The organism is Sneathiella sedimenti (genome assembly GCF_017313765.1).
GTDB classification, from domain to species: Bacteria; Pseudomonadota; Alphaproteobacteria; order Sneathiellales; family Sneathiellaceae; genus Sneathiella; species Sneathiella sedimenti.
The window spans coordinates 608222-621494 of sequence record NZ_JAFLNC010000001.1; the positions used below are offsets into that span (position 1 = coordinate 608222).

Annotated in this window: 12 protein-coding genes; 9 read left to right on the forward strand and 3 right to left on the reverse strand. The window is 52.6% G+C overall.

Features of this window, described 5'->3' with window-relative positions; genetic code table 11:
- The first annotated feature begins 21 nt into the window (after positions 1-21).
- Positions 22-792 (forward strand): SDR family NAD(P)-dependent oxidoreductase, encoded by a 771-nt coding sequence (locus tag J0X12_RS02945; RefSeq protein ID WP_207042034.1) that lies wholly within the window; start codon positions 22-24, stop codon positions 790-792.
- Positions 793-803: 11 nt separating this feature from the next.
- Here J0X12_RS02945 and J0X12_RS02950 read toward each other — a convergent pair whose 3' ends face one another.
- Both J0X12_RS02950 and J0X12_RS02955 read right to left on the reverse strand, forming a co-directional pair.
- Positions 804-1430, reverse strand: coding sequence for a LysE/ArgO family amino acid transporter (locus tag J0X12_RS02950; protein ID WP_207042036.1), 627 nt, complete (start codon positions 1428-1430; stop codon positions 804-806).
- 4 nt (positions 1431-1434) lie between these two features.
- On the reverse strand, positions 1435-1857 hold the full coding sequence (locus J0X12_RS02955; RefSeq protein WP_207042038.1) for a DUF1801 domain-containing protein: 423 nt from the start codon (positions 1855-1857) through the stop codon (positions 1435-1437).
- 154 nt (positions 1858-2011) lie between these two features.
- On the opposite strand from J0X12_RS02955, the gene J0X12_RS02960 reads away from it, so the two are divergent.
- The 8 genes from J0X12_RS02960 (at position 2012) to J0X12_RS02995 (ending at position 12450) form a co-directional block, all read left to right on the forward strand.
- Positions 2012-4804 (forward strand): [protein-PII] uridylyltransferase, encoded by a 2793-nt coding sequence (locus J0X12_RS02960; protein ID WP_207042046.1) that lies wholly within the window; start codon positions 2012-2014, stop codon positions 4802-4804.
- A gap of 36 nt (positions 4805-4840) precedes the next feature.
- Positions 4841-6397 (forward strand): murein biosynthesis integral membrane protein MurJ, encoded by a 1557-nt coding sequence (murJ, locus tag J0X12_RS02965; RefSeq protein ID WP_207042048.1) that lies wholly within the window; start codon positions 4841-4843, stop codon positions 6395-6397.
- A 138-nt stretch (positions 6398-6535) separates the two neighbouring features.
- Positions 6536-7534, forward strand: coding sequence for a tryptophan--tRNA ligase (gene trpS, locus J0X12_RS02970; RefSeq protein ID WP_207042050.1), 999 nt, complete (start codon positions 6536-6538; stop codon positions 7532-7534).
- 87 nt (positions 7535-7621) lie between these two features.
- Complete coding sequence (locus J0X12_RS02975; RefSeq protein ID WP_207042052.1) at positions 7622-8611, forward strand: DUF2333 family protein; 990 nt, start codon at positions 7622-7624, stop codon at positions 8609-8611.
- Positions 8612-8664: 53 nt separating this feature from the next.
- Positions 8665-9150, forward strand: coding sequence for a universal stress protein (locus J0X12_RS02980; RefSeq protein ID WP_207042054.1), 486 nt, complete (start codon positions 8665-8667; stop codon positions 9148-9150).
- A 310-nt stretch (positions 9151-9460) separates the two neighbouring features.
- Entirely contained in the window at positions 9461-10459 is a 999-nt protein-coding gene (locus J0X12_RS02985) for a glucosaminidase domain-containing protein (RefSeq protein WP_207042056.1), read from the forward strand.
- A gap of 147 nt (positions 10460-10606) precedes the next feature.
- Positions 10607-11377: a glucose 1-dehydrogenase gene (locus J0X12_RS02990; RefSeq protein ID WP_207042059.1), complete on the forward strand. Its 771-nt coding sequence runs from the start codon at positions 10607-10609 to the stop codon at positions 11375-11377.
- Positions 11378-11406: 29 nt separating this feature from the next.
- A complete protein-coding gene (locus J0X12_RS02995) occupies positions 11407-12450 on the forward strand; it encodes a malate/lactate/ureidoglycolate dehydrogenase (protein WP_207042061.1) in 1044 nt (347 codons plus the stop codon).
- A 44-nt stretch (positions 12451-12494) separates the two neighbouring features.
- Here the strand turns inward: J0X12_RS02995 and J0X12_RS03000 are convergent, their stop codons facing one another.
- The gene (locus J0X12_RS03000) at positions 12495-13265 is read right to left on the reverse strand and encodes an HpcH/HpaI aldolase family protein (protein ID WP_207042063.1); all 771 of its coding nucleotides are present in this window, start codon (positions 13263-13265) and stop codon (positions 12495-12497) included.
- Between the last annotated feature and the right edge of the window lie 8 nt (positions 13266-13273).

Here is a 13273-nt window from a genome sequence, read left to right on the forward strand (position 1 = left end):
TAACAATAAAGGAGACACCGTATGTTTGATCTTTCCGGAAAAAATATTGTCATTACCGGCTCCAGCAAGGGGATCGGCAAGGCAATTGCCCATCAAATGGCACTGGCCGGTGCAAAAGTCACGATCTCAAGCCGGAAGGCCGAGATTTGCGAAGAAGTGGCGAAGGAAATCAATGACAGCTTGCCGGAAGGCAGCAGCGGCAAGGCAGTCGTCATCCCGTGCAATATCAACTCCAAAGAGTCTCTGCAAAATCTGGTGGATGAGGCGCACAAACAGCTGGGCGAGATTCATGTACTGGTTTGCAATGCCGCGCTAAATCCCTTCTTTGGTCCGTCCACCGATATTCCGGATGATGCGTTTGACAAGATTATGGCAGCCAACATCAAGTCAAACCATTGGCTCTGCAACATGGTTCTGCCGGAGATGAAGGCCCGCAAGGATGGCGCAATTATTATTGTCTCCTCGATCGGCGGCATTCGTGGCTCTGCGGTTCTGGGCGCTTACAGTATTTCCAAGGCAGCAGATATGCAGCTTGTCCGCAACCTGGCCGTAGAACATGGCGCGGATAATATTCGCGTGAATGCAATTGCACCAGGGTTGATCCAGACAAACTTCGCCCGCGCGCTCTGGGAAGATCCTGAGATCCTGAAACGCGCGACATCACGTGCCCCATTGCAGCGTATCGGTCAGCCGGAAGAGATTGCTGGTGCGGCCATTCTTATGGCCTCCGACGCAGGGACTTTCCTGACAGGTCAGACGATTGTGATCGATGGCGGCCAGACGATCACCTGATCGAACCTTTATTATATTGCGGTCAGCTGTTCGTTAATCAGGCTGGCCGCAATAAGAAACATCATTGCGGCGACAATCAGATCAAGACTGCGGGCACCTGTCCGGTTTTGCATCAACGGCGCAAGCAGACGGGCGCCATACCCAATACCGAAAAACCAGATGAAAGACGCAATGATTGCCCCGCTGACAAAATAGATACGGGCATTTATTTCATATCCGGCCGCTATTCCTCCCAGCAAGATTACCGTATCCAGATAGACGTGAGGGTTCAAAAGACCGAATGCGAGTGTCAAGAGAACCGCTTTTCGCCTTGAGCTCACAACAGGCGTCTCATCCGTCGTCTGCATAATATCTGGCCAAATAGCCCGACGGCAGGAAAGTAGGCCAAAAAGGATCAGAAATATCGCTCCGCCCCAGCTCGCCCATGGTACCAGCTCGGGGAAAGCCGCGATGGCGGAGCCGAGACCCATCGCTCCCAACAGAATTAACGAGCCATCAATCAGGGACGATAACAGGCAAATAATGAATATCTGATCCCGCCGGGCGCCCTGTCGCAGGACAAACAGGTTCTGTGCGCCAATGGCGATGATAAGCGCGGCGCCAAGCATTGCGCCTTCAGCAAATGCCCAGAAATTCATAATGTCAGCACTTTACCAAAAGGGATTTGCGCCGGTGATAGGTCAATGCCGTGGTAATAAATTCCCGGAGTTCCGCTATTGCAATAGTATCATCGGGAGAAAAAAGTATGGCGCGCGTACCCCTGTAATGAAAAATATCCGGATATCTCTCTTTGAATTCAGCGATGAGACTAGTCTGGCAATGCACAAAAAGACCGTAAGTGCTTTTTTCCCTAGACGGCGCGAGTCGGATTGGCGTGCCGGCCCTACCACTTGCATTATAGCTCGGCTCGCCCCACTTCAGCGTTTCAGTCAATACCACATCGCCGATGGCATCCGCAGTCTCGAAAATGAGCTGTCTCAATGCCAGCAACTTGTTTCTCAGATCTTCTGGGTAGGATTTATAGACCGCAGCAACCGATAAATCCTCTATATCATACTGCGTCATGATAAATGCCCAATAAGTAATTCGCCGCGCTATTTTAAAGGTAGCCGATTATATATTTCGGGCATTTTATCCCGATATTTGCTAAACAGCGTCTCAGCAAAGTTTAAAAGGCTGTCTGTCCTATATCAAGCTCGGCAGGCAAATTGGATAATAGATGGAAAAAATTCCAAACCAAAAAGAGATCATCGACCGCCGCGCATTAGTGCAATCGATCGCGACGGCGGCCGAGGAATTCGCTCCGACCAGTTTTGAGTTCCGGCAAGAAATCCTGCGGCAATTCAAGACAAGCCTCGATCACGGCAGTAAGGTCGTGGAAGAGCGCTTTCTGCAATCGAATAAGGGCCGGGCAATGATGTATGCCCAGTGTTTTCTGGTCGACCAGATTATCCGTAGTATTTTCGATGTTGCGACCCAATACATCTATCGATTAAGCAACCCAACTCCTGAGGAAAAACTGTCGCTTGTCGCCGTTGGCGGATATGGCCGCGGTGAGCTTGCGCCCAGTTCAGACGTCGACCTGCTGTTTCTCTTTCCTTACAAACAGACATCCTGGTGCGAACAGGTGATCGAGTTCGTTCTCTATATGCTTTGGGACCTTGGCCTGAAAGTCGGCCACTCCACACGCACCGTGAGCGAATGTATCCGCCTTGCTAAAAAGGACACAACGATCCAGACCGCCTTACTGGAAGCGCGCTATGTCTGGGGCGATCAGGATATGTTCAAGGAGATGTATCGTAAATATATGAAGGAGGTTGTTTCCGGGCATAGCCGCGAGTTCATTGAGGCCAAACTGCAGGAACGGAAAGAACGCCACGATCGTTTCGGCAATTCCCGCTATGTTGTGGAACCAAATATCAAAGAGGGGAAAGGCGGGCTGCGCGACCTTCAGACCCTGTTCTGGATAGCAAAATTTCTACACGGGACAACAGATATTTCCAAACTTGTGGCACTTGGGGTCTTTACAGAGAAGGAACGACGCAAATTCACCAAGGCGTCCAATTTCCTCCGTTCGGTCCGATGCCACCTGCATTATCTGACCGGTCGCCCCGAAGAACGGATTACTTTCGACGTTCAGACAGAGCTCGCCAAGCGGCTTCACTACAAGGATCATGCCGGGACCAGCGGGGTTGAACGGTTCATGAAGCATTATTTCCTCGTTGCGAAGGATGTTGGCGACCTGACACGTATTTTTTGCGCCAATCTGGAAGCCGAACAACAGAAGAAAAGCCGCTTGCCACTCCCGCGCCTCGGCCTCGCCAAACGGAAACTGAAAGGGTATGTCGTCGAAAGTGGTCGCATCAATGTGGCGCATGAAGATGATTTCAAGGAAGACCCGATCCGGATGCTGGAATTGTTCCACCTGGCTCAGGAGAAGGGCCTGGATGTCCATCCGAATGCGCTGCGCCTAATCCGCCAGGACCTTAAGCTGATCAACCGGAATATTCGCAATGATGAACGGGCCAACCAACTCTTTTTGGAGATGATGACCAGCCGCAAGGATCCGGAAACAACCTTGCGACGCCTGAATGAAGCTGGCGTATTTGGCCGCTTTGTTCCCGATTTCGGACGAGTTGTCGCCCAGATGCAGCATGACATGTATCATGTATATACGGTTGACGAGCACACCATTCGCGCCATCGGTATCATCTCGCAGATCGAGGATGGCGCCTTGAAGGAGGATCATCCGCTTTCTCATAATATCATGCCAAAGATCGTGTCGCGGAATGTCCTGTACTGCGCCGTCCTGATCCATGATATCGCCAAGGGGCGAGGTGGGGATCACTCAATATTGGGAGCGGAGGTGGCGGAGAAACTCTGCCCAAGGCTTGGGCTGTCGCCGTCTGAAACGGAGACAGTTGCCTGGCTTGTGCGATATCATTTGGCATTCAGCGCGTTTGCGTTCAAGCGGGATATCTCTGACCCGAAAACAATTGAGGATTTTGTCAAAATTGTTCAAAGCCCGGAGCGCTTGCGGCTTCTGCTTGTCCTGACTGTCGCCGATATCCGTGCGGTTGGACCGAGTGTCTGGAACGGCTGGAAAGGGCAGCTTCTTCGGGAGCTTTATTATGCGTCCGAAAATGCTCTTACAGGGGGTCATATCTCCGAAGGCCGGGCGGAGCGCGCCAAGCATTACCAGGAGGAACTACGCGGCCTTCTAAGTACCTGGAAAAAAGACGAAATTGAGGCGCACATAGAGCGCTTCTATCAATCCTACTGGATCGGGACCAGCAGTGAGGATCGCGTTACCCACGCAGAGCTCATGCAAAAAGCTGACAAGGAAAAGTCCCTATTTACCATCGAGTCAAAGAGCGATCCCTTCCGGTCTATTACCGAGGTTCTTGTTTACACCGCAGACCATCCGGGCCTGTTTTCCCGGATCACCGGCGCGATGTCGGTAAGCGGCGCCAACATCGTCGACGCGAAAATTCACACGACGACGGATGGTATGGCACTCGATACTTTTTACATTCAGGATTCCGAAGGCAAGGTTTACGATCAACGGGGTCGCATGAAAAAATTGCGTCAGGCAATCGAAGATACATTGCAGGGCGCACGCAGACCCCATCTGGAGATCATGGACCGGCGGGAATCGAGCCTGCCGAGCCGGACTGAAATTTTTACGGTTCAACCGGCTGTCATCCTCGATAACAAGGCATCCAACACTCATACGGTTATCGAAGTTCGGGGGCGTGACCGGCCCGGGTTGCTTGCCAACCTGACACGGACATTGTTCACATTGTCTCTTTCCATCTCATCGGCACATATTGCCACCTACGGCGAACGGGCGGTTGACGTATTTTATGTTAAGGACAGCTTCGGCCTCAAAATCACCAACAAGGTCAAGCTTGCCAATATCGAGAAGAAGTTGCTCCACGCCCTCACGGAGGATATGGAGCCGAAAAGAAAATCGGTGCGCGCAAAAAATACGGCGAGCAGCGGAAGCTGATGGGCAGCGCAGGTTCGCCAGTGCTATAGGGGAAGCATGAGTTTGATTAAGTCCGTGGCCACAGTCGGTGGCTTTACCATGATCAGTCGGGTTCTCGGTTTTTTACGCGACATCCTGATGGCATCGGTATTGGGCGCCGGGCCGGTGGCGGACGCATTTTTTGTTGCCTTTCGCATCCCAAACATGTTTCGGCGCCTGGTCGCTGAAGGCGCCTTTTCCGCCGCCTTTATCCCGCTGTTTGCGCGTAAGCTGGAAGCCGATGGCAAAGAGGCTGCTCTGACGTTTGCCGGTCATGCATTGAGTATTCTTGTCGGCTTTCTCCTTATTTTTTCAGCACTTTTCATGATCTTCATGCCGGTCATGATGTTATTGCTGGCACCCGGGTTTACACCAGAGGGTTTACGTTTTGACTTAGCCGTCGAGTATACCCGTATCACCTTTCCCTATCTGATCGCGATGGCTGTCGTGGCCCTTTTAGGCGGCATTCTGAACGCCTTCTATAAATTCGCGGCGATGGCGGCGGCGCCGATCCTGCTGAATATCATCCTGATTGCCTGTTTGCTGATAGGCATTAACCGAAGCGAGAGCCATGTTGGTATGCTGCTCGCCGTCGGGGTGGCGATTGCCGGACTGGCGCAGGTTGTTTTCCTCGTCATCGCCTGCCAGCGGGCGGAAATCGGGGTCAAGCTTCGCCGGCCCGTATTTAACGCGGATATCAAGCGATTGTTCCGGTTGATGGTCCCCGGCGCGATTGGCGCAGGTGTAATGCAGATCAACATTCTGGTCGGAACAATAATCGCCTCCTTCCTAGCAACAGGGTCCATCTCCTATCTTTACTATGCGGACCGGGTTTACCAGTTGCCTCTGGGCGTAATAGGTATTGCAGTTGGCACGGCGCTTCTACCTATGCTCTCCCGTCAACTGCGGAAAGGCGAAGAGACAGCGGCAATGAACAGCATGAACCGCGCGATGGAGCTTTCCTTGCTCCTGACCTTACCGGCAGCGGCAGCACTGATGGTTATTCCGGAAGAAATTACCTCTGTCCTATTCCAACATGGGGAATTTACTGCGGTCGCCAGCCAAGCCACGGCATCGGCTCTGCTTGCCTTTGCAACGGGGCTTCCAGCTTTTGTTCTTGTCAAGATTCTTGCGCCGGGCTTTTTCGCGCGGGAGGATACGACAACGCCGGTGATTGTCGGCATCTTCGCCATGATTATGAATGTAGTGCTAAGCCTTTTCCTCATCCGCTATCTGGATCACGTCGGAATCGCGCTTGCGACATCCCTCTCCTCCTGGTTTAACGTCCTCCTCCTGTTTATTATTTTACGCCGGCGCGGTCACTATACAGCGGACGCGCGGCTACTTCGTCGGCTCGTCGGTATGATCGTCGCGTCCGTAATCATGTCCGTCGGCCTCTATTTCGCTCGGGAAAATCTGGCAGGCGCCTTCACGGGAGATTTACCTGTAAGGGTCGGGGCGCTCATTGCGCTTGTAGTCGGCGGTGGTGTGCTCTATGCGGTCAGCGGTATTCTTACCGGGACAGCACGCCTGCAGGAGATAAAATCAATGCTGAAACGCCGCCCCGAAGCGTAAATCGGTTGACGATCCGCAAGCCGCCTGCAATAAGGCCGGGATCAATTCCCGGGCAATGCCCAATCCCCGGCCCCGACGATCTGATTGTCAGTCCGTCAATTTTGGGGCCCGTGTCCAAAGCGTGAGGAGCTTTTAGTTATGTCTCGTATTTTCTCCGGCGTTCAGCCAAGTGGCAACCTTCATCTCGGTAACTATCTCGGCGCGATCCGTAATTTCGTCGGGTTACAGGATGATTATGAGTGCATTTATTGTGCTGTTAATATGCATGCCATTACCGTCTGGCAGGATCCGGAAGCGTTACGCAACAATACACGGGAAGTAGCCGCCGCCTATCTCGCCGCGGGAGTAGACCCAAAGCGGTCTATTATTTTCGCCCAAAGCACCGTTGCTGCCCATGCGGAGCTCGCTTGGATATTCAACTGTGTTGCCCGCCTTGGCTGGTTGAACCGCATGACCCAGTTCAAGGAGAAAGCCGGAAAGAACCGCGAGAATGCCTCTGTCGGCCTGTATGCCTACCCCAATCTGATGGCGGCGGACATTATGGTCTATAAGGCAACCCATGTGCCTGTCGGGGAGGACCAGAAACAGCATCTGGAGTTGACCCGCGATATCGCGCAGAAATTCAACAATGACTATGGAACTGAAACCTTCCCGCTGGTGGAGCCTTTGATCTTTGGCGCGGCTACACGGGTGATGTCCCTCCGCGATGGATCGAAGAAAATGTCAAAGTCAGATCCCAGCGACTATTCGCGTATTACTTTCACGGACGACCGGGACAGCATCGCAAAGAAACTCCGCAAAGCGCGGACGGATGCCGATCCACTTCCCGAAACGGAAGAGGGCTTGAAGGATCGCCCGGAAGCCGCCAACCTCGTCGGGATATACGCTGCGCTTGCCGATCTCAGTAAGCAGGAAGTGCTGAGTGAATTTGCTGGCGCTCCTTTTTCAACGTTTAAGCCAGCGCTTACCGACCTAGCCGTTGAAAAATTTGGCCCAATCGGCGAGGAAATGAAAAAGCTGATGGCCGACCCGGCGCATGTGGATGCCATATTGAAAGAAGGGGCCGAACGTGCCGCCGCACTAGCTGCGCCAGTATTGGCTGAGGTGAAGGAAGTCGTTGGATTTATTCATCCTTAAGGAAGTCCGCTTGTAAGTCGGGTCGAAACAACATACATCTTTAATTGAAGCCACATGAACAGATCACGCGGTGACGGGGCAGGATAGATGAGCGAAATCGGCAATAGCGGCGGCGATACCAAACGGATTGGTGGGCGCGCAGCGGCAGTTCGGGAAAGCGCAAAGCGAAGCTGGAAAGTCTTCGCAATTCTTATTCTGCTGTTCCTGTTGCTCTATTATCCCGTCGGCATGATCATGATCAATAATATTGACGATGATACGGAATTCGTGCCGACCGGTACAAATGTTGTTGCCGGAGGCAGTCATGCAGTGGACATGATGGCCGGCCTGATAGATCGGGAAATCAACGTTAACCGCTGGACAGCGAATGACCCTTTCTTCATGCCGTCTGCCGCCCTCGACAATATGCCGAATTACCAGCAGGGAATTATTTCCGCCCTCGCGCGGTTCGGCTTTGAGCTAACCGACCAGATTGGGCGAACACGCGGATCCAGTCAAACAGACCCGGATTTGCAGGAAGCCGCGGGCCTGCTCCAGTATTCCGGTACAAAATGGGCGTGGGATCCGACGATTTCTCTCTTGCCGACCGCAGCATCCGAAGAACAGTATGAAAAAGCCCGCTCTTCTCTCATCAGCTATAACAAGCGGCTGGCCAATGGCAAGGCCGTCTTCGAACGGCGCGCCGATAACCTGCTGGCGACCCTTGACCGGATTGCCCTTGATATGGGGTCCTCTACCGCAACGATCGACCAGCATATCGACGAAAATTCCGGTGATATCATTGATTTCCAGGCAGACAATATTTTTTATGGCGTCAAAGGGCAGGCGTACGGCTATTACATGCTCCTGAAGGCACTGTCACAGGATTATGAAAGCCTGATCAAGGAGCGTAATCTTACCAATGCCTGGGCGCAGATGCTGGCGAGCCTCAAATCCGTGATCGATCTTGATCCCTTTATTGTCATCAACGCGGCGCCAGATTCCCAGTTTCTCCCCAATCATCTGACAGCCCAGGGCTTTTACGTGTTGCGTGCCCGGACGCAGCTACAAGAGATCAGCAACATTCTCTTGAAATAAACCCGCTGATAGTGGCAGGATAATTTTCCCCTAGAACAACTGACGGAGTCTGTATGTCAGAGGAGACCCAGAGCGGCGTACGCAACAAATTTCTTGTCGTCGTCGACGAAACACCGGAATGCAAGTCGGCAATCCGCTTCGCGAGCCGCCGGGCCTGGCATGTCGGGGGCGGCGTGATCCTGCTGTATGTTATCGAGCCACCGGAATTCCAGCACTGGATGGGGGTGGAACAGGCAATGCGCGAAGAAGCCCGTGAAGCTGCTGAAGAACTCTTGCTGAACCTCGCGGAGGAAATTCAGAAGGAAACGACCATTGTGCCGGAATTCGTCATTCGCGATGGTCACAAGAAGGAAGAGGTGCTGGCGCTGATTGAGGAAGACTCCGATATTCGCGTTCTTGTCCTGGCCGCGTCCCCGGATACCGGTGGACCGGGCCCATTGATCAAAAGTCTCGTTGGGGAAATGTCCGGGACTTTCGCAATCCCGATTACCGTGGTACCAGGAAATTTGACCACTCGGCAGCTGGATGCGGTTACGTAATCCCGCCGGTTGTAGTTCCAACCTGAAACCGCGCCCTCGATTCGCGATTTAGCCGGTTTTTATTTGAACTAAATTTGTCCAAAATGGACCGAAATCTTTTAACCAGCTGAATCAATTAATAAATTTCTTTTGTAAATATCTACTCTTGAATTCGCAAGTAGAGACACACATATTTCATCCTCGGCCCAAGGTGACGTAAAAAGCATTTTGGGCCTATATATTGTGTATCGGATTGACATTTTAGTCTATATATTGTGCTTTATTAGGATATGGCACAGTTGATGGCTTAGGGCGCAACGCAAGTTTTATCATGCAGCTATTTAAATCCAGTATCAGACTAAACAAGTTTGCAACGTTGGCGGTTATTGTCCTGGCAGTTGCGTATGTTGTGCCTGATTTTATCGGCCGCACTTCCGACGACAAAACGTCGTCTTTTAATGGTGGCCGAACATTATTCGCCAAAAATGCGTCGTCGCCTGGTCGCAAGCCGGGGGAAATTTCCGCGCACGATCATGCGGATCAGTTCGATATGGCATCGCTGGAAACCGCACTGGATCAGGTAGACTACCAGTTACAGGACATTCGTGAAGGACATCCTGTTCCGCGCTTTTATGTAGAGCAAATCCCGGTCGATATTGACGATATAACGGATGTAGAACAACGCAAAAAAACCTTTATCAAGCTCGTTCTGCCCTTGATTTTGAGCACAAACGAGAAAATCCTGGAAAGGCGGGAACGTCTTGCGGATCTGCTTAAGAAAAAGGAACAAGGGGAACGAATCGGGCCTTCGGACCGCAAATGGCTTGATCAAATGGCCGTTCGCTACCGAGAGGACATTGCCGATCCGGAACGACTGATGCTGAAAGTGGATAAGGTTCCTGTATCGCTCGCGCTTGCACAGGCCGTAGAAGAATCCGGATGGGGCACCTCACGCTTCGCCCGTGAAGGAAATGCGCTCTTCGGTCAGCGAGTCTGGTCGACCGGCAAAGGAATAGTGCCGGAAGAGCGGGCTGAAAATGAAACCCATGAAGTAAAAGCCTTCAAGTCCATAGCCGACTCGATCGCTGCCTATATTCATAATCTCAATTCCCATGCAGCCTATGCTGAATTTCGGGAAATTCGGGCCCGTCATCATTCTGGCGTCCTAGCCGCGTATGAGGATCCGCCGCTCATTGACACGCTGCATGTTTATTCCGAAAAAGGGCCTGAGTATGTGGATAATCTTCGGTCGCTGATCGAGATAAACCAGTTCGATGACTTTGAAGATGCTATCCTCGCGCCGGAGCAGCTGGCCGCCAACCGTCCGTAGTCCTCACCCAATCTCCGTTTATTTCTATCGCTGCGTCTTTCCATCTCGCAAATATTTGAGGGATATGGAAAGATAGCCGGACGCCTAATCTGAAAAAGGCGCCGCTTCATGCTGAACGCGCCATAAGAAAAACAAAAAGGGGGGATCATGGATCGATTGGCAAACAAAGTCGCACTGGTGACTGGGGCCGCTACCGGAATTGGCCTCGCAACGACCCGCCGCTTCATCGAGGAAGGGGCCTTTGTCCTGATGACCGACATCAATGCGGAAGCCGGAAAGGCTGCGGCGAAAGCACTCGGCAAGATGGCGCAGTTTTTAGAACAGGACGTCACGAAGGAAGCCGACTGGCAAAGGGTCATGGCCACGATCGCCGCCGATAGCAAGGGAATAGATATTCTGGTGAACAACGCAGGTATTCTTGCAATCGGGGATCATCAAACTATAGAAGATACGGACCTCGCTCATTGGCAGGCCATCCAAAAGGTTAATGTCGAGGGTGTTTTTCTAGGTTGTCAGGCTGCCGTCAAGGCGATGAAGGGTCGTGGCGGCTCCATCGTCAATATTTCATCTGTTGCTGCCATTATCGGCACGCCAACACTCGCGGCGTATGGCGCTTCAAAAGCAGCGGTAAGGCAACTGACAAAAACCGTCGCCATTCACTGCGCCAGTAAAGATTACGGCATTCGGTGCAACTCCGTGCATCCTGATCCGGTGCGCACGAATATGGGCGACGAATTGATGGGTATGTACGGCGGGAAAGTCGACGCAGGCTGGAAAGCCATTCCAGGGCGCGTTCCATTAAAAATCCCGGCCGAGCCTGTGGACATTGCCAATTGTATTCTCTTCCTCGCCTCTGACGAGGCCCGCCATGTCACCGGATCTGAACTTGTCGTCGATGGCGGCATGACCGCAATCTAATAATAATAAATTACGGGAGTAATCGATTAATGCGTATTGAGCATGATATCCTGCAGGAATTCGTTGAGGCAATTTTCAAGGCTGCCGGGAGTAGTCCCACGGAAGCCGCGATCGTTGCCGATCACCTCGTCCTTGCCAACCTTTCTGGCCATGACAGCCATGGCGTCGGGATGATCCCCCGCTATGTGGAGAATATCAAGGCCGGATTCCTTCGCCCCAACGAGCATGTGGAGTTACTCAAGAAGGATGGCTCTATTCTGGTGTTCGATGGTCGCGCCGGATTTGGTCAGGTCGTCGCGCGGGAAGCGACGGCGCAAACCATTGCTGTCGCTCAGGAAACCGGGCTCGCACTTTCAGCTTTACGGAATGCCCATCATATTGGCCGCGTCGGCACCTATGGGGAGCAATGCACAGATGCGGGTCTTGTTTCCATTCACTTTGTCAATGTTACCGGTCATAGAGGTCTTGTCGCGCCGCATCGCGGTTCGGATGCCCGCTACGGTACTAATCCGATCTGCATTTCCCTCCCCGATACCGCGCAAGAGCCCCGCATAATTCTCGATTTTGCTACAAGCAAGGTCGCCCTCGGGAAGATCCGGGTTGCCCATAACAGCGGCAAGAAGGTCGACGAAGGGCTGCTTATCGACAATGACGGTAACGCAACCACTGATCCGGGCGTCATGTTTGCAGACAAGGTTGGGTCGCTCCTTCCTCTGGCGGAACACAAGGGGTATGGCCTTGCGCTCATGTGCGAACTGTTGACAGGTGCGATTGGCGGTGGCGGAACGATCCAGCCAAAAAACACCCGTGATACCCGTATCATCAACAACATGCTTTCGATCGTTATTGATCCAACTCGCCTGACGGATACGGACTATATCGCGAGCGAGATGAAGGCCATGTGTGATTACGTTCGCGACTCCCCGCCGCGCGCAGGGTATGACAACGTGATTGTGCCCGGCGATCCGGAGCGGGAACAACGGGAATTGCGCCGTACCCACGGCATCGAAATAGACGAGGAAACCTGGCGCCAGATCACCGAGGCTGCGGCCAGCCATAATGTGACCTTGTAATCGGAGTTTACCGTCTGAAAATATCCCTCTTCAGACGGTAGTCCTTATTTCTTGAGGTTTTTTAACAGATCATCCGCTGCACTTGTCACAAGACCTGTATCGCCAGCGCAGAGGAGGAAATCAAACCCTTGCGCAAAGAGTTCGTTCGTCTGCTTTGCGCCCTTCGAAATGCATCCAAGGAAGGCGGGGCTCGCCTTGATGCGGTCCCGCGCCTCCTCAAAAAGTGCTTTCACCTCCGGATCATCAAATTCCGCAAGTTTATTGATACTCCCGGACAGATCATTGGGGCCGATAAACAGCATATCGACGCCATCGACAGCGGCAATACTTTCAATATTACCAACGGCCTCCTTCGTTTCAATCTGACAGATGATCATCAAGTCATTGTCGAGATTGTCGCGATATGACCGAGCGGTCCGTCCATAGCCGCCGGCCCGTGCCGCGCCAAAACCCGCACTCCGTATTCCTGTCGGTGGATAACGGCAGGCAGCAACGGCCGCCTTTGCTTCTTCCGCTGTATTAACTGAGGGCACCATGATCCCGTCCATTCCGGCATCGAGCGATCGCTTGATCAGAACGGTATCATTCCAGGGTACCCGCATCAGAATAGTCACGTCACTTACTGAACGCGCCGCGCGATGCTGGTCGATCGCAGTTTCGAGGCTTCCAGAGCCATGTTCATGATCAATCATGAGAGCGTCAAATCCAGCCCCTGCCACAATCTCCGCCATATCCGAGGAATTGGAGAAGAGCCAGCAGGCTGCTGCTTTTTCACCGGCTTTTAGTTTTTCTTTTAGTTTGTTTGGGCGATACATCGGCATTC